This window comes from Pseudomonas sp. (genome assembly GCF_050739655.1).
Taxonomy (GTDB): Bacteria; Pseudomonadota; Gammaproteobacteria; order Pseudomonadales; family Pseudomonadaceae; genus Aquipseudomonas.
This window is the reverse complement of the sequence record NZ_JBOIBY010000547.1, coordinates 1-16,445: the sequence shown is the minus strand read 5'-3', so window position 1 is coordinate 16,445 and position 16,445 is coordinate 1. Positions and strand designations below refer to the sequence as shown.

The 16,445-nt window shown below is 60.4% G+C and carries 17 protein-coding genes; 10 read left to right on the top strand and 7 right to left on the bottom strand.

Annotated elements, in window-relative coordinates:
• Window positions 1-2: 2 nt before the first annotated feature.
• Window positions 3-1,433 (bottom strand): coniferyl aldehyde dehydrogenase, encoded by a 1,431-nt coding sequence (locus ACRESJ_RS26225; RefSeq protein WP_431760461.1) that lies wholly within the window; start codon window positions 1,431-1,433, stop codon window positions 3-5.
• Between the two features lie 147 nt (window positions 1,434-1,580).
• Between ACRESJ_RS26225 and ACRESJ_RS26220 the strand changes: the two genes are divergently transcribed.
• Entirely contained in the window at window positions 1,581-2,249 is a 669-nt protein-coding gene (locus tag ACRESJ_RS26220; protein WP_431760460.1) for a TetR/AcrR family transcriptional regulator, read from the top strand.
• 109 nt (window positions 2,250-2,358) lie between these two features.
• Window positions 2,359-3,213 (top strand): sulfurtransferase, encoded by an 855-nt coding sequence (locus ACRESJ_RS26215; RefSeq protein ID WP_431760459.1) that lies wholly within the window; start codon window positions 2,359-2,361, stop codon window positions 3,211-3,213.
• A gap of 95 nt (window positions 3,214-3,308) precedes the next feature.
• On the opposite strand, the gene ACRESJ_RS26210 is transcribed toward ACRESJ_RS26215, so the two are convergent.
• The 5 genes from ACRESJ_RS26210 to ACRESJ_RS26190 form a co-directional block, all read right to left on the bottom strand.
• Entirely contained in the window at window positions 3,309-4,136 is an 828-nt protein-coding gene (locus tag ACRESJ_RS26210; RefSeq protein WP_431760458.1) for an AraC family ligand binding domain-containing protein, read from the bottom strand.
• Between the two features lie 3 nt (window positions 4,137-4,139).
• Window positions 4,140-5,138 (bottom strand): hydrolase, encoded by a 999-nt coding sequence (locus ACRESJ_RS26205; protein WP_431760457.1) that lies wholly within the window; start codon window positions 5,136-5,138, stop codon window positions 4,140-4,142.
• 61 nt (window positions 5,139-5,199) lie between these two features.
• Window positions 5,200-5,814: a 16S rRNA (guanine(966)-N(2))-methyltransferase RsmD gene (rsmD, locus tag ACRESJ_RS26200; protein ID WP_431760456.1), complete on the bottom strand. Its 615-nt coding sequence runs from the start codon at window positions 5,812-5,814 to the stop codon at window positions 5,200-5,202.
• Window positions 5,814-7,304 carry a M16 family metallopeptidase gene (locus ACRESJ_RS26195; protein ID WP_431760455.1) on the bottom strand — a complete coding sequence of 497 codons (1,491 nt, stop codon included), beginning with the start codon at window positions 7,302-7,304 and terminating at the stop codon, window positions 5,814-5,816. Before ACRESJ_RS26195 ends, rsmD begins: the two co-directional genes overlap by 1 nt.
• A complete protein-coding gene (locus ACRESJ_RS26190; RefSeq protein ID WP_431760454.1) occupies window positions 7,297-8,652 on the bottom strand; it encodes a M16 family metallopeptidase in 1,356 nt (451 codons plus the stop codon). Before ACRESJ_RS26190 ends, ACRESJ_RS26195 begins: the two co-directional genes overlap by 8 nt.
• A 344-nt stretch (window positions 8,653-8,996) precedes the next feature.
• Here ACRESJ_RS26190 and ftsY point away from each other — a divergent pair, with 344 nt between their 5' ends.
• The 4 genes from ftsY to rpoH all read left to right on the top strand — a co-directional run bounded on the left by ftsY (window position 8,997) and on the right by rpoH (window position 13,148).
• Complete coding sequence (gene ftsY, locus ACRESJ_RS26185) at window positions 8,997-10,493, top strand: signal recognition particle-docking protein FtsY (protein ID WP_431760453.1); 1,497 nt, start codon at window positions 8,997-8,999, stop codon at window positions 10,491-10,493.
• The gene (gene ftsE / locus ACRESJ_RS26180) at window positions 10,490-11,161 is read left to right on the top strand and encodes a cell division ATP-binding protein FtsE (protein ID WP_431760452.1); all 672 of its coding nucleotides are present in this window, start codon (window positions 10,490-10,492) and stop codon (window positions 11,159-11,161) included. Before ftsY ends, ftsE begins: the two co-directional genes overlap by 4 nt.
• The gene (gene ftsX, locus ACRESJ_RS26175; RefSeq protein ID WP_431760451.1) at window positions 11,158-12,180 is read left to right on the top strand and encodes a permease-like cell division protein FtsX; all 1,023 of its coding nucleotides are present in this window, start codon (window positions 11,158-11,160) and stop codon (window positions 12,178-12,180) included. Before ftsE ends, ftsX begins: the two co-directional genes overlap by 4 nt.
• A 113-nt stretch (window positions 12,181-12,293) precedes the next feature.
• Window positions 12,294-13,148: an RNA polymerase sigma factor RpoH gene (gene rpoH, locus ACRESJ_RS26170; RefSeq protein ID WP_047534555.1), complete on the top strand. Its 855-nt coding sequence runs from the start codon at window positions 12,294-12,296 to the stop codon at window positions 13,146-13,148.
• Window positions 13,149-13,283: 135 nt separating this feature from the next.
• Here the strand turns inward: rpoH and mtgA are convergent, their stop codons facing one another.
• Window positions 13,284-14,006 carry a monofunctional biosynthetic peptidoglycan transglycosylase gene (mtgA, locus tag ACRESJ_RS26165; RefSeq protein WP_301051573.1) on the bottom strand — a complete coding sequence of 241 codons (723 nt, stop codon included), beginning with the start codon at window positions 14,004-14,006 and terminating at the stop codon, window positions 13,284-13,286.
• Between the two features lie 74 nt (window positions 14,007-14,080).
• Between mtgA and ACRESJ_RS26160 the strand changes: the two genes are divergently transcribed.
• The 4 genes from ACRESJ_RS26160 (at window position 14,081) to trmB (ending at window position 16,325) form a co-directional block, all read left to right on the top strand.
• Window positions 14,081-14,458 (top strand): DUF423 domain-containing protein, encoded by a 378-nt coding sequence (locus ACRESJ_RS26160; RefSeq protein ID WP_003213781.1) that lies wholly within the window; start codon window positions 14,081-14,083, stop codon window positions 14,456-14,458.
• 71 nt (window positions 14,459-14,529) lie between these two features.
• The gene (thiS, locus tag ACRESJ_RS26155; RefSeq protein WP_008434168.1) at window positions 14,530-14,730 is read left to right on the top strand and encodes a sulfur carrier protein ThiS; all 201 of its coding nucleotides are present in this window, start codon (window positions 14,530-14,532) and stop codon (window positions 14,728-14,730) included.
• A gap of 65 nt (window positions 14,731-14,795) precedes the next feature.
• Window positions 14,796-15,590: a thiazole synthase gene (locus ACRESJ_RS26150; protein ID WP_093204048.1), complete on the top strand. Its 795-nt coding sequence runs from the start codon at window positions 14,796-14,798 to the stop codon at window positions 15,588-15,590.
• Window positions 15,591-15,599: 9 nt separating this feature from the next.
• Window positions 15,600-16,325, top strand: coding sequence for a tRNA (guanosine(46)-N7)-methyltransferase TrmB (gene trmB, locus ACRESJ_RS26145; RefSeq protein ID WP_003213778.1), 726 nt, complete (start codon window positions 15,600-15,602; stop codon window positions 16,323-16,325).
• The last annotated feature ends 120 nt before the right edge of the window (window positions 16,326-16,445 follow it).

The window sequence follows — 16,445 nt, the reverse complement described above, 5'->3', positions numbered from 1 at the left end:
CATTAGCGGATAAACAGCTTCTGGATCAGTTTCTGGATGGATTTTCCATACGGCGGATAGATCAGCTTCGCTGCGTTGAAGCGCTGTTTGATCAGCACACCCTTGGCCTTGCTGAAAGTAAGGAAGCCTTCATGGCCGTGGTAATGACCCATGCCCGAAGCACCGATGCCGCCGAACGGCATATCGTCCTGGGCAACGTGCAGCAGGGTGTCGTTCAGGCACACGCCGCCCGAATGGGTTTCGTGCAATACGCGGTTCTGCTCGCGCTTGTCGTAGCCGAAGTAATACAGCGCCAGTGGGCGAGGGCGTTGGTTGATGTAGGCAAACGCCTGATCGAGGTCCTTGTACGGCACGATCGGCAGCAACGGGCCGAAGATTTCGTCCTGCATCACCGTCATATCATCGCTGACGTTGAGCAGCAGGCTATGCCCCATGCGTCGTCCCTGGCCCTGCTCGAACAGCGGAATCAACAGCGCGCCCTTGCTGGTGGCATCGCTGACATAGCCGTTAAGGCGCGCCAGTTGTCGGTCGTTGATGATGGCGGTGTAGTCCGGGTTGTCAGCGAGTGTCGGATAAAAACCGCGAACGACCGATCGATACGCTTCGACGAAGCCGCCGACACGATCCTCTGGTACCAGTACATAGTCCGGGGCCACACAGGTCTGCCCGGCATTGAGAGTTTTGCCGAAAGCGATGCGCTCGGCGGCGTCCTTGAGCGGCACGTCACGGGAAACGATGGCCGGGGATTTGCCGCCCAGCTCCAGGGTTACCGGAGTCAGGTTCTCCGCCGCTGCGCGCATCACGTGCTTGCCGATACTGGTGGCGCCGGTGAACAGCAAGTGGTCGAAACGCAGTCGCGAAAACGCCACGCCGATATCGGCTTCGCCCAGCACGACGCAAACCAGGTCTTCGGGAAAGATTCGACCCAGCAGTTCCTTCATCAGCAAACCGGTGGCGGGGGTCGATTCACTGAGTTTGAGCATCACCCGATTGCCCGCCGACAACGCGCCGACCAAAGGCCCGATAGCCAGGTAAAGCGGGTAGTTCCACGGCACGATCACCCCGACCACGCCCAGCGGCTGATAAACCACCTTGGCCGAAGCCGGCTGGAAAGCGACGCCGACCTTGCGACGCGACGGGCGCATCCAGCTTTTCAGATGCTGGCTGGCGTAGTGGATGCCGTGCAGGCTGGGCATCAGTTCCGCGAGCAGGGTTTCATCGGCGCTGCGATGGCTGAAATCCTGGCTGATCGCATCGATCAAGGCCTGGCGTTCGTTGTTCAACAGGTCGCGTAGAGCTTTGAGCCATTGCTGGCGCTGAGCCGCGGGTGGCATCGGATTGGCCGCATAGGCCGCGCGTTGGGCTTCGAACAGGGCGTTAAGCTCGTCCAGAGGCTGCTGGAGGTTTTGCAGGTAGGAAATATCAGCAGTCATGGTCGGCTCCGGATTTTTTGTAATTAGGCTCTTTCTAGAGTCTATGCTCTAAAATGTCAAATGCCTTCCTCGGCGCTGCGATGTTCCATCCACTTGCGGATAGGTCGTAAGATGCCCGTCAACGCACTCTGAATTTAAGCTCAAGCCATGGCCCCACGGATCAAAACCAGCGAGCGTATCGTGCAGAACAGCCTGGAGCTGTTCAATCAACAGGGCGAGCGCAGCATCAGTACCAACCACATCGCAGCTCACATGGAGATTTCTCCGGGCAATCTGTACTACCACTTCCCCAACAAGCAGGCGATTATCGCCGTGCTCTTCAGTGAGTACGAAAGCCTGGTGGACAGCTTCCTGCGTCCGCCCCAAGGCCGCGCCGCCACGGTGGAAGACAAGCGCTTCTATTTGAAGGAACTGCTTTCGGCGATGTGGCGCTACCGGTTCTTGCATCGCGACCTCGAGCATTTGCTCGACAGCGACCAGGATCTGGCCGACCGCTATCGACGCTTTTCCCAGCGCTGCCTGATCCAGGGCGCGGCGATCTACGAAGGCTTCGTTGCTGCCGGTATCCTCAAAATGGATGGGGTGCAGATCGAATCCCTGACGCTCAACGCCTGGATCATTCTCACGTCCTGGGTGCGTTTTCTGTGCACCACGCGGGAAAATTCCAGCCATCTCAGCGAGCAAGCGATAAAGCGCGGGGTGTATCAAGTGCTGGTGCTGGAGGCGGGATTCGTCACGGATCAGTCCCGCGATGCTGTGAGCGCGTTGTTCAAAGAGTTTTACGTGCCGCTGGCCCAGGCGCTGGAAGAAGTCTGATGTAGGAGCGAGCTTGCTCGCGAAAAACGTTAACGATGACGCGAGCATCCTGAATGGTCGCGGCGTTTACAGGTTTGAGTGAATGGCATTACCACCACAGGAGCCCGTTATGCCCATTGCGCAACTGATTAGCCCACAAGCACTGGACCTGAAAAAGGATCAGCCGGGGCTGGTGATTCTGGATTGTCGTTTTGCCCTTGAAGACCCGGATTACGGTCAGCGCAGCTACGCCCAAGGGCATATCGCCGGATCGAGCTTTGCCGATCTCGAACGTGATCTGAGCGGGAAAGTGGTCAAGGGTATGACCGGCCGTCATCCATTGCCTGAACCGGCCGAGTTGATCGAGCGTCTGCAAGCCTGGGGCATCAACGCCGACAGCGAAGTGGTTTTGTATGACGACGGCCCGGGTGCCTATGCAGCGCGGGCATGGTGGTTGCTGGCCTGGCTGGGCAAGCGTGATGGTGTGTTCATTCTCGATGGTGGGCTCAAGGCCTGGCATGCAGCGGGTTTGCCGTTGAGTCTGGATGCGCCGTCGATCGTCCGTGGCACGTTCAATGGCACTCCTGATGCTGCGTTGCTGCTCAGTGCCGAACAACTGCAAAAGCGCCTCGCTCAACCAGAGCTGACCTTGCTCGATGCTCGAGCGTTGCCGCGCTTCAAAGGCGAAGTGGAGCCGATCGATCCGGTTGCCGGGCACATTCCCGGCGCGCAATGTGCGGCATTTACCGACAATCTGGGCAGCGATGGGCGTTTCCTTCCGGCCGATCAGCTCAAGCAGCGATTTGCCGCGAAGCTTGGTAATCGCTCGCCGAACGATCTCGTGGCCTATTGCGGTTCCGGCGTGACGGCTTGCCATAACCTGTTTGCACTGTGCCTGGCGGGTTATCCGTTGGCCTCGTTGTATGCGGGATCTTGGAGTGAGTGGATCAACGATCCGGCGCGCGGGATTGCTACGGGCGAATAAGGATTCAAGATCAAAAGATCGCAGCCTGCGGCAACTCCTACACATGGGAATGCGTTTCCCTGTAGGAGCTGCCGCAGGCTGCGATCTTTTCGCTTCTAAAGGCGGGCGCTGCGATAGGCGCTCGGCCCAACGCCATACACCTGCTTGAACTGCCGACTCAGATGACTCTGGTCGGCAAACCCCAGCTGTGTCGCCACTTCCAGCGGTAAACACCCTCCTTGCAACAAGGTCCTCGCCCGGGCGATGCGCTGTTGCATCAGCCAGGTGTGCGGCGGCATGCCGGTGGCGCGGCGAAATACGCGGGCGAAGTGGAAGGGTGAGAGGTTGACGGCCGCCGCCAGTTCTTCCAGCGAGGGCGGTGCCGCCAGTTGTGAGTGCAACAGTTCCTTGGCACGCGTCACTGCCCGGTGTTCCTTGCCTGGTTTGCTGGCTTCGCCAACCGCCGCATGACGCTGCAGCAACGACAGCGTCAGCTCCCGCCAGGCCGTCTGCTGTTGCAGGGCGGTGGACGGACTTTCCAGTAGACGATGCAATTGGCAGAAACCGCTCACCAGATCAGGGTCACGATACAGCGTGGCACCGAATGCCGGCGGGTTGTGGGTGGGCAGTTCAAGTTCGGCCAGCAGTGACAGGATCTGCCCGCTGTCCGGATAAAACGCCCGGTACAGCCAGCCGTCCTCCGTCCCCTTGTGGCCTGTGTGCAGTTCGTCAGGGTTGATCAACACCAGCGTGCCACTGCCTGCCAGGTGTTCGGCGCCGCGATATCGATAGCGCTGGGCACCCGCCATGATCATGCCGATCACATAGCCGTCATGCACATGGGGGGCGAAGCGGTGATTGATATAACGCGCGGACAACAGCTCGACCCCGGCCAGCGGCGCGGTTTGCCAGAAGTGGATGGACTCGCCCTGATCGTTGCCCACGGTCTACTCGCGACCCACGGTGGACAGCCACTGCGGGATGCGACGTTCCAGGTAATACCCCGGTTGCCGGAATGTGCCGTCGACGAACCCGACGTGTCCGCCCTTGGTCTGCAATTCAAATTGCGTGCAGCCCGACAACTCTTGCGCCAGTGGCAGGCTGTGGGGAAACACGAAGGGGTCATCGGCTGCGTGAATGATCAGGGTTGGCGTACGGATCTCGCCGAGGAAGTAGCGACTCGATGCCCGGCGGTAGTAGTCGTGCGCATCAATGAAACCATTCAAGGGTGCGGTCACTCGCCCATCGAAATCCCAGAACGTGCGCATGTTTTCCAGCGAGCCAAGTGCCGCCAATGCGGCCAGCCCTTCCTCGCGACCATCCTGTTGGAACTGGCGCTGCTTGTTCTTGATGTAGGCGAGCATCTCGCGCATGAAATGGGCCTGGTAGACCTTGGAAAAACCCTGGCCGATACGGTCGGCGCACTGATCCAACCGAAACGGCACCGATACCGCCACGGCGCCAAGTACCCCGCTGTCGATGCCGGTTTCGCCCAAATGCTTAAGCAGGACATTGCCGCCCAGCGAATAGCCCACCGCATATAACGGCGCGAGTGGGCGCTTGGCCCGCAGGTGCTTGATGGCTTCGGCCAGGTCTTCACTGGCGCCGGAATGGTAGCTGCGTGGCAGCAGATTGGGTTCGCCCGAACAGCCGCGCCAGTTCAGCGCGACGCTGGCCCAACCCTGGTCGCCCAGCGCTTTTTGCATTCCGGCTACATAAGGCGAGTTGGATGAACCGGTCAGGCCGTGCAGCACCAACACCAGAGGCGCGTCGGCACTGTGCGGGCCGTGCCAGTCGAGGTCGAGGAAGTCACCATCCTCGAGCCACAGGCGCTCACGTTCGCGTTCGATGTGCGTGGTTTTGCGCCATAGCGGCCCCCACAAGGTTTGCAAGTGCGGGTTGCCGAGGCCTAAGGCAGGGGTGAAGCGTACTGGCGGATGGGACACGATAGTTCTCGATGCAACGACGCACGCCTGCGCAGGCGCGCGCCTTGTACAGGCCGGTCGATTAACCGGCGATCTCTGCCATACGTTGCCATAACGAATAATAGACCCGCCCGGATTTTTGCTCCCGGTGCAGGCGCCAGTTGCCCGGCAAGCCGAGTGTCGAGGGTGCGCTTTCGCTCTCGGTGTACACCCAGGCATCTTCGGCCAGCCATTGACGTTCTTCGAGCAAGGCGCAAACGGCGGGCAACAGGTTCTGGTTGAACGGCGGGTCGAGGAACACCAGGTCGTATGCCGTTGCGGTCTGGGTTTCCAGATAGCGCAGGGCGTCGGCAGTCTGGACGTGGCCGGTGGTGCAGCGCAGCGTGCCCAGGTGTTCCTTGAGGCTCGAGACGGCGAGGCTGCTGGCGTCCAGTGCCTGGCCCATGGCGGCGCCACGGGACAAGGCTTCGAGGAACAACGCGCCGCTGCCTGCGAAGGGGTCCAATACCTTGGCGCCTGGAACATAAGGGGCGAGCCAGTTGAACAGTGTTTCGCGCACGCGGTCCGGTGTCGGGCGCAGGCCCGGGGCGTCAGGGAAGCTCAACTTACGGCTGCGCCATTCGCCGCCGATGATGCGCAGTTGGTTCACACCGTTATGCACGTTGTGGACAGGTTTTTTAGGGCGTGAAGTAGCCATTAATGCTCCGGAACCCCGAGCGGTTGCTCGGCAGGTTTATCAGTAGGGGCCGGTAACGGCTTTTGCGGCACGGTCGGGCCAGCGCTGACGATGACCATTTTGTCCGTGCTCAGATGTTTGTTCATGGCCGCTTTGACCTGCTCGACGGTCAGATTCTGGGACTGTTGCATGAAGTCTTCCAGATGACTGAGTGGCAGGTCGTAGAAACCAATGGCGCCCAGTTGACCGACGATATCGGCGTTGCTGGCGGTGGACAGCGGGAAGCTGCCGGCCAGTTCACGCTTGGCGTCGTCGAGTTCTTTTTCGGTCGGGCCGGTCTTAAGGTAGTCCGCCAGCACGTCCTGCACCAGTTTCAGCGTGCCCTCGCTCATTTCGGCGCGGGTTTGCAGGTTGATCATGAACGGGCCGCGCGCCTGCATCGGGGTGAAGCCCGAATAAACGCCATAAGCCAGGCCGCGTTTCTCGCGTACTTCGCTCATCAGTCGAGTGCCGAAACCGCCACCGCCGAGGATCTGGTTGCCCATGGACAGTGCGGCGTAATCCGGATCATCGCGGTCGATGCCCAGTTGCGCGAGCATCAGGTTGGTCTGCTTGGACGGGAACTCGATGTGGCCGATGCTGGCCTTGGGCTCAGCTGGTTGGCTGATCTTCGGCAGCGCCGGGCCTTTGGGCAGGGCCGCGGACACCTGCGCCGCAATAGCCTCGGCTTCGGCGCGGGACAAGTCGCCCACCAGTGCAATCACCACGTTGCCCGCCGCATAGGCTTTTTCGTGGAATGCGCGCAGCTGTGCCAAGGTGACAGCCGGAACGGTTTTCGCCGTGCCATCACTGGGGTGTGCGTACGGATGATCGCCATACAAGCGGTTCATCAGCTCAAGGCTGGCCAGTTTGCCGGGGTTCTGTTTCTGGTACTCGAAGCCGGCGAGCATCTGGTTTTTGATGCGGGTAAACGAATCGGCGGGGAAGGTCGGTTTACCGACGACTTCAGAGAACAGCTTCAATGCCGGCTCACGCTTGTCCGCGGCGCTGAGGCTGCGCAGCGATGCAACCGCCATGTCTTTATAGGCACCGTTGCCGAAGTCGGCACCCAGTCCCTCGAAGCCCTGGGCAATGGCGCTGACGTCTTTGCCAGCCACGCCTTCGTTGAGCATCGCGTTGGTCAACAGTGCCAGGCCAGGCGCATCGCCGTCCTGGCTGCTGCCCGCGGCAAAAATCAGGCGCATGTCAAACATGGGCAGTTCGCGGGCCTCGACGAACAGCACCTTGGCGCCTTCGGCGGTGTTCCAGGTTTGCACGTCGAGTTTGCGGTGGCTTGGAGCCTTGCCGTTAAGCTCGGTCAGCGATTGCAACTTCTGGCTGGCCTTGGCTTTGTCGAGCGCTTCGCTGGCATTGGAGTTTTCGGTTTTCGAAAAATAGAACGCAGCGGACCCGATCAGGGCGACAGCGATCAGGCCCAGCAGAGCCAGGCGCGGTGTTTTACGCTCACTCATGAGTCGTCTCCTCCGGCAGTACATGGGCGATGCTGAGACGCTCGCGGGTGAAATACAGCTTGGCGGCTTTCTGGATGTCTTGCGGTGTCACGCTTTCCAGATCGGTAAGTTCGGTGTCCATCAGCTTCCAGGACAGGCCGACGGTTTCCAGCTGGCCGATGGCGGTGGCCTGGCTGGTGATCGAGTCGCGCTCATAAACGAGGCCGGCGATGACCTGCGCTCGCACACGTTCCAGTTCTTCAGTGGTCGGCGCGGTGGTTTTCAACTGTTCGAGCAGCTTCCACAAGCCGGCTTCGGCCTGGGCCATGGTTTTTTTCTTCTGGCTGTTGGGCGTTGCCGACAGGGTGAACAGGCTGTCACCACGGGTATAAGCGTCGTAGCTTGAAGAGCCGCCGGACACCAGTTCTTCACCACGCTCCAGTTGTGTCGGAATACGTGCGCTGTACCCGCCGTCGAGCAGGGCCGAAATCAGGCGCAAGGCATTCACCGAACGTTTGTCTTCGGCAGTAGCGATGCTCGGCACGTTGAACGCCAGCATCAGGCTGGGCAACTGAGTCTTCACGTGCAGGGTGATCTGGCGTTCGCCGGGTTCGGCCAATTCAAGCGGGATCTTTGCCGATGGCACAGCTCGCTTGGCGATCGGGCCGAAGTAGCGTTGGGCCAGGGTTTTGACTTCATCCGGCGTCACGTCGCCGACCACCACCAGCGTGGCATTGTTCGGCACGTACCAGGATTCGTACCAGTGACGCAGCTCCTCGACCTTCATGCGATCCAGGTCAGCCATCCAGCCGATGGTTGGCGTGTGATAGCCGCTGGCCGGGTAGGCCATGGCCTTGAAGCGCTCGTAGGCCTTGGACATCGGTTTGTCGTCGGTGCGCAGACGTCGCTCTTCCTTGATGACTTCGATCTCGCGGGCGAACTCGTCGGGCGGCAGGCGCAGGCTCGCCATGCGGTCGGCTTCCAGTTCGAAGGCCACGCCCAGGCGGTCGCGGGCCAGGACCTGGTAGTACGCAGTGAAGTCGTCGCTGGTGAAGGCGTTTTCTTCGGCGCCAAGGTCGCGCAGGATCAACGACGCTTCACCAGGGCCGACTTTCTCGCTGCCCTTGAACATCATGTGCTCCAGGGCGTGGGAAAGGCCGGTCTGGCCAGGTGTTTCGTAGCTGGAACCAACCTTGTACCAGACCTGCGAGACCACCACCGGCGCACGATGGTCTTCGCGCACGACGACCTTCAAGCCGTTGTCGAGGGTGAATTCGTGGGTCGGTTGCGGGTCGGCAGCCAGGGCCGAAAGGGGCAGACAAACTGTGCTGAGCAGCAGGCCTGCGGCACGGCGGGCTAGAGCATTCATTCGTGTTTAAACCTGTTGGGCTGCCCGCTTGGTCTTAGCGTCGGCGGGCGAGAGGGTGCTAGGATACTGATCCGTTTTAGCGGCGGCCACGCCTATCAGGCCTTTATGCTTGATCAGGTTGAAAGGGTTTGCGACGAAAGGTGGATATTTATCACCTGATTTCTGCTTTTTCGCCGATTTTGCTGCTTTAGTCCAATGAGAAATCGATTCCTTGAGGCGCCGATGAGCACCTCGACAAAATGTTGCGCGTGAACAAGCTGGGTCAAACGCAGTCTGTTCTGCATCGAATTTTTATTTACCGGGGCGCCCGTTGGCGCGTCGCTACCGTGAGATAGCCGTCCTCCATGTTTGGTTCCAACGACGACAAGAAGACCCCAGCTGCGGCTGGCGAGAAAAAAAGCCTGTTCGGATGGCTGCGCCAAAAGCCGCAGGAACCCGTCGTCGAACAGCCACAGCCAATTCCTGAGCCATCACCTGCGCCGGTTATAGATGCAGAGCTCGCACCGGTCGTGTTGCCAATCGCCGAGCCGGTGCTGCAACCGGTTGTCGAGTCGCAAACCGAAATCGCAGCCGAGCTGCCGCTGACCCCGGTCGCCGAGCCTTGGCTGACCTTGCCGGTGGCGGAAGAGCCGGTGGCGCTGGTCGAAGATGAGCTGGCGCCGCATGTGACGCCGCCGATTCCTGCTCCGACTGCGTTGGCGCCTGAGCCGGTTCAGGTTCCGGTTATAGAACCTGTCGTAGAGCCTGTTGTTCAGGCCGCTCCCGAGTCAGTGGTTCCGGCATTCGTTGCGCCGGTAGCGCCGGTAGTTCAGATGCCCGAGCCTGCACCTGCACCTGCACCTGTAATCACCCCCGTTGTCGCCGCACCGGTCGAAACCCCGGTCGAGCCGGTACGCACCGAAGAAGCCAAAACCGGTTTCTTCGCTCGCCTCAAGCAAGGCCTCTCCAAGACCAGCGCCAGTATCGGCGAAGGCATGGCCAGCCTGTTCCTGGGCAAGAAAGCCATTGATGACGATCTGTTCGATGATCTTGAAACCCGTCTGCTGACCGCCGACGTTGGTGTAGAGGCCACTTCGGTGATCATCCAGCGCCTGACCCAGAAGGTCGCGCGCAAAGAACTGGCCGATTCCGATGCACTCTACAAATCCTTGCAGGGCGAACTGGCTGCGATGCTCAAGCCGGTCGAACAGCCGCTGAAGATCGCCTCGCAGAACAAACCGTTCGTGATTCTGGTGGTCGGCGTCAACGGCGCCGGCAAAACCACCACCATCGGCAAGCTGGCGAAGAAGCTGCAACTGGAGGGCAAGAAAGTCATGCTCGCTGCCGGCGACACCTTCCGCGCTGCCGCGGTCGAGCAATTGCAGGTTTGGGGTGAGCGCAACAAAATCCCGGTCATCGCCCAGCACACCGGTGCTGACTCGGCTTCGGTGATCTTCGACGCCGTACAGGCTGCCAAGGCCCGTGGCATCGATGTGCTGATCGCCGACACCGCCGGTCGACTGCACACCAAAGACAATCTGATGGAAGAACTGAAAAAGGTTCGCCGGGTGATCGGCAAGCTCGACGCCGATGCCCCCCACGAAGTGTTGCTGGTGCTTGACGCTGGCACGGGTCAGAACGCCATCAACCAGGCCAAGCAATTCAACCAGACCGTCGAACTGACCGGCCTGGCGCTGACCAAGCTGGACGGCACCGCCAAGGGCGGGGTGATTTTTGCCCTGGCCAAGCAGTTTGGCTTGCCGATTCGCTACATCGGCGTCGGTGAGGGCATCGACGATTTGCGCACATTTGAAGCTGAACCCTTTGTCCAGGCACTGTTTGCCGAGCGGGAGCGTTCATGATTCGTTTCGAACAGGTCGGTAAGCGCTATCCGAACGGTCACGTCGGCTTGCATGAGCTGAGCTTTCGAGTCCGTCGGGGCGAGTTTTTGTTTGTTACCGGCCATTCCGGTGCCGGTAAAAGCACCTTGTTGCGGTTGCTGCTGGCCATGGAGCGCCCTACAAGCGGCAAGCTGCTGCTGGCCGGACAAGACCTGAGCACCATCAGCAACGCACAGATTCCATTCCTGCGCCGTCAGATCGGCGTGGTGTTCCAGAACCACCAGTTGCTGTTCGATCGCACTGTGTTCAACAACATCGCACTGCCGTTGCAGATTCTGGGTCTGTCCAAAGCCGAAATCGCCAAGCGTGTAGATTCGGCGCTGGAGCGCGTGGCGCTCTCGGACAAGTCCGCTTTGTACCCTGGCGACCTGTCCACCGGTCAGCAGCAGCGGGTCGGCATCGCCCGCGCCATCGTCCACCGCCCGGCCTTGCTGTTGGCGGATGAGCCGACGGGTAACCTCGATCCGCGTCTGGCGGCGGAAATCATGGGTGTATTTGAAGACATCAATCGTCTGGGCACCAGCGTGCTGATCGCCAGTCACGACCTGGCTCTGATTGCTCGCATGCGCCACCGCATGTTGACCTTGCAACGCGGCCGATTGATCGGCGACGGGGAGGCTGCCGAATGAGTGCGACACGCAGTCCGAAGGTTTCCGAGCGCGTGGCTCCAAAAGCCGCCGATCCGCAACCTACCAAGAAAAAACACGACGACGATGACGGCCCGGACTTCGCTACGCTGCTGCGCGCCTGGATCGAAAGCCATCGCGCCAGTCTGATGGACAGCCTGCGACGCCTGGGCAAACAACCCATCGGCAGCTTTTTCACCTGCATGGTGATGGCGGTTGCGCTGAGTCTGCCCATGGGGCTGTCACTTTTGCTAAGTAACGTCGAGCGTCTGGGTGGTTCCTGGCAGCGCGCGGCGCAGATTTCCCTGTACCTGCAACTTGAATCCACCCCGGCTGAAGGTGAGTCGCTGCGCGAACAGATCAAGGGCATGCCAGGTGTGGCGGATGCCGAGTTCGTAGGGCGGGATCAGGCGCTCGAAGAATTCCAGCAGCAGTCCGGTCTGGGCGAGGCGCTGAAGGAGTTGCCGGAAAACCCGCTGCCCGGCGTGGTCCTGGTGACACCGAACGAAGTCGATAAGCCCGCACTTGAAGCATTAAGACAAAAACTATCCGAGCTTCCGAAGGTACAACAGGCGCAGCTTGATCTAGTCTGGGTCGAGCGTCTGGCAGCCATCCTCAAGCTGGGCGACCGTTTTGTCTTCGGTCTGACTGTGCTTCTGGTTTCTGCATTACTTTTGGTGATAGGTAATACCATTCGTCTTCATATTGAAAACCGCCGCACAGAGATAGAAGTGATTAAACTGGTCGGCGGCACTGACAGCTATGTACGCAGGCCTTTTCTATATATGGGCGCGCTTTATGGCTTCGGTGCGGGGATTCTATCCTGGGGTGTGCTGGCGTTCGGCCTTGATTGGTTGAACGACGCAGTGGTTGGGCTGGCCGGCTTGTACGGCAGCGACTTTGCGCTGGCTGGAGTGCCAGTCGCCGACGGTCTGTCTCTCTTGCTAGGCGCGGTGCTGTTGGGGTATATCGGTGCATGGATTGCAGTCGCTCGCCATTTGAGGGAGCTGGCGCCCAAGTAATATCATTTTGCTCGTATTGACCTTTCAGTGTTTATGGGAACTTGTTTTGCGGTTTCCGGTCAATTTTCGCAGTGCTGAACTGCACGAGTTATGTAAGTCGGAGGTTTTTTCGTATGACCAATTCTTTGCAGCCTGCATATGCTCTGGTCCCGGGTGCGAACCTGGAGGCCTATGTGCACACGGTGAACAGCATTCCATTGCTGACGCCGGAGCAGGAGCGTGAACTGGCCGAGAGTCTCTATTATGAGCAGGATCTTGAGGCGGCTCGGCAGATGGTGCTCGCCCACCTGCGTTTTGTCGTTCATATAGCCCGTAGCTATTCCGGCTACGGTCTGGCTCAGGCTGACCTGATCCAGGAAGGTAACGTCGGCCTGATGAAGGCGGTGAAACGCTTCAACCCTGAAATGGGCGTGCGCCTGGTGTCCTTTGCCGTGCACTGGATCAAGGCTGAAATTCACGAGTTCATCCTGCGCAACTGGCGCATTGTGAAAGTCGCGACCACCAAGGCCCAGCGCAAGCTGTTCTTCAACCTGCGTAGCCAGAAAAAACGTCTGGCCTGGCTGAACAACGAGGAAGTCCATCGTGTGGCGGAAAGCCTGGGTGTAGAGCCTCGGGAAGTGCGCGAGATGGAAAGTCGCCTGACGGGCCATGACATGGCTTTCGACCCGGCTGCCGAAGCCGACGACGACAGCGCTTTCCAATCGCCGGCCAACTATCTGGAAGACCACCGGTACGACCCAGCCCGTCAACTGGAAGATGCCGACTGGAGCGACAACTCCAACCACAACCTGCACGAAGCGCTGGAAGTGCTGGACGATCGCAGTCGTGACATCCTCTATCAGCGCTGGCTGGCAGAAGAAAAAGCCACGCTGCACGACCTGGCGCAGAAGTACAACGTGTCGGCCGAGCGGATTCGTCAGCTCGAGAAGAGTGCGATGAACAAGCTGAAACTGTCGATCGCCGCCTGACACAGGTAGCTAGGACAGCGCGATCGAAATGTGGGAGCGGGCTTGCTCGCGAAAGCGGTGGATCAGTCACCTAAGGTATTGACTGGCACACCGCTTTCGCGAGCAAGCCCGCTCCCACATTTGTTTTGTGGGGTGTCAGTCAGCCCAAGGCGCCTTGCGCGAGTTGTTCAGCTCATTCAAATAGCTGTCGCCACCCAACTGACTCATCTGCTGCCGAATCCACGCCGCCCGTCGCGCGACATACGACGTTGGATGGCTGGCACTCCACACCCGCGGGTTAGGCAACACCGCCGCCAGGTAGCTGGCCTGCTGGCGGGTCAGCGCCTTGGCGCTCACCCCAAAGTGATGCCGCGCCGCCGCTTCGGCGCCGAACACGCCTTCATCCCACTCCACGCTGTTGAGGTACACCTCAAGAATTCGCTGCTTGGGCCAGAGAATCTCGATCAGCCCGGTAAACCAGGCTTCCAGGCCCTTGCGGAAATAGCTGCGGCCGGTCCATAAAAACAGGTTCTTCGATACCTGCTGGCTCAAGGTGCTGGCGCCACGAATCGAACCGCCACGCTCGTTATGCTGCAATGCCGCCTGGATCGCGCCGAAATCAAAACCCCAATGTTGCGGGAAGCGCTGGTCTTCGCCGGCCATCACCGCCACTTTCAGTTCGTCGGAGATCTGATCCCACGGCACCCACGTGCGCTGTACGTCAATCGGCTCGCCGTCGACCCAGGACTCGACCTTGCGCTCAACCATCAGCGCAGTGCCCGGTGGTGGCACGAAACGGAACAGCAGCACCAGCAGCACGCTGCCGGTGGCAAACCACTTGAGGGCTTTGAGAAAACGCTTGAAGAGGAGACGCAGCATAGAGATGGCTTGGCCGAACCCGTTGAGCGGGCCATTATACAGACCCTGCCCCCTCAGTCTGACTGGAGTTCCTCATGTTGCGTGGCTTTCTGATGCTGGCTGCCTTTTTCGGTTTCACCGGCGTCGCCCTGGGCGCGTTTGCCGCCCACGGCCTGAAAAACCGCCTGAGCGCCGAGTACCTGGCGATTTTCCACACCGGCGTGACCTACCAGTTGGTGCACACCCTGGCGCTGTTCGGCGTGGCACTGTTGGCGGCGCACATTCCGGGCAGGCTGGTGACGTGGGCGGGGGTGTCCTTTGCCGTGGGCATCCTGCTGTTCTCCGGCAGCCTGTATGTGCTGACCATGACCGGCATCAGCAAGCTCGGCATCATCACCCCGTTTGGTGGCCTGGCGTTCCTGCTGGGCTGGTTCTTCCTCGGTTTGGCGGCGTGGCGTCTACAGGCTGCCTGACCAAGGGGCTTGGGCCAGCAACGCCAATCACGCTAGAATGCTGGCCCCTAAAAACGATGGCGGCCCGTGGCATGCGCATTCAGTTGAACGGCGAACCCTTTGAACTGCCCGACGGTGAAACCGTTGCGGCCCTGCTGACCCGTCTGGACTTGACCGGACGCCGCGTCGCAGTGGAGCTCAACCAGGATATCGTCCCGCGTAGCCAGCACGTCGAGACCGCGCTCACCGAGGGTGACCAGGTCGAAGTGGTCCACGCCATCGGCGGCGGCTAGCCGTCCGGCGCTCCAGGGCGCCAACCCGCATTCTGCAGAACCTCACCCCAACTCGAGGATTTCCCATGAGCATCGTTCGTAGCGACAAGCCTTTCGTCCTGGCCGGTCGTACCTTCCAGTCGCGTCTGCTGGTCGGCACCGGCAAGTACCGCGACATGGAAGAAACCCGCCTGGCCATCGAAGCCTCGGGCGCCGAGATCGTTACTTTCGCCGTGCGCCGCACCAACCTCGGCCAGATCGAGGGCGAGCCGAACCTGCTCGAAGTGCTGTCGCCGGATCGCTACACCTTCCTGCCGAACACCGCCGGTTGCTACGACGCCATCGAAGCCGTGCGCACCTGCCGCCTGGCCCGTGAGCTGCTCGACGGCCACAACCTGGTGAAGCTGGAAGTGCTGGCCGACCAGAAAACCCTGTTCCCCAACGTGATCGAAACCCTCAAGGCCGCCGAGACCCTGGTCAAGGAAGGCTTCGACGTGATGGTCTACACCAGCGACGACCCGATCATCGCCCGCCAACTGGCCGAAATCGGCTGCATCGCGGTGATGCCGCTGGCCGGTCTGATCGGTTCCGGCCTGGGTATCTGCAATCCGTACAACCTGCAGATCATCCTTGAAGAAGCCAAGATCCCGGTGCTGGTGGATGCGGGCGTGGGCACTGCCTCCGACGCCACCATCGCCATGGAACTGGGTTGCGATGCGGTGCTGATGAACTCGGCCATCGCCCATGCCCAGCAGCCGATCATGATGGCCGAAGCCATGCAACACGCAATCGTCGCCGGCCGCCTGGCGTACCTCGCCGGGCGCATGCCGAAAAAACTTTACGCCAGCGCCTCCTCGCCGCTGGATGGTCTGATCAAGTAAGAGCCATTGATGACTGAATCAAACGAAACGCCGAACACCCTGGAAGAAGGCGACGAGTCCAAGCACCGCCGCATCAAGAGTTTTGTGATGCGCGCCGGTCGCATGACCGAGGGCCAGCAAAAGGGCCTGGAGCAGGGCACGCCGCTGTTCGTCCTGCCGCTGGCAGACGCGCCGGTGGATTACGACCAGGTGTTTGGCCGCTCGGCACCACGCTCCCTGGAGATTGGCTTCGGCATGGGCCATTCCCTGCTGGAAATGGCCGCGGCTTCGCCGGAGCAGGATTTTATCGGGGTTGAAGTACACCGTCCGGGTGTCGGCGCGCTGCTTAACGGCGTGCTGACTCAGGGCCTGACCAACCTGCGGGTCTACGACTGCGACGCGATCGAAGTGCTCAACCGCTGCATCGCCGACAACAGCCTCGACCGCCTGATGCTGTTCTTCCCCGACCCATGGCACAAGAGCCGCCACCACAAGCGCCGCATCGTCCAGGCTTCCTTCGCGGAACTGGTGCGCAGCAAGCTCAAAGTGGGCGGCATCCTGCACATGGCCACCGACTGGGAACCGTATGCCGAGTACATGCTGGAAGTAATGAACGTCGCCCCTGGCTACCGCAACCTGGCGGAAGATGGCAAATGCGTCCCGCGCCCGGCCGAGCGGCCGATCACCAAGTTCGAACGTCGCGGCGAGCGACTCGGGCATGGGGTTTGGGATTTGAAGTTCGAGAAAGTGGACTGATAAGTCCCAGGCTTGAAATGCAGTAAAAAATGTGGGAGCGGGCTTGCTCGCGAATGCGGTAGATCAGTCGACATTTACGCTGACTGACACACCGCATTCGCGAGCAAGCCCGCTCCCACA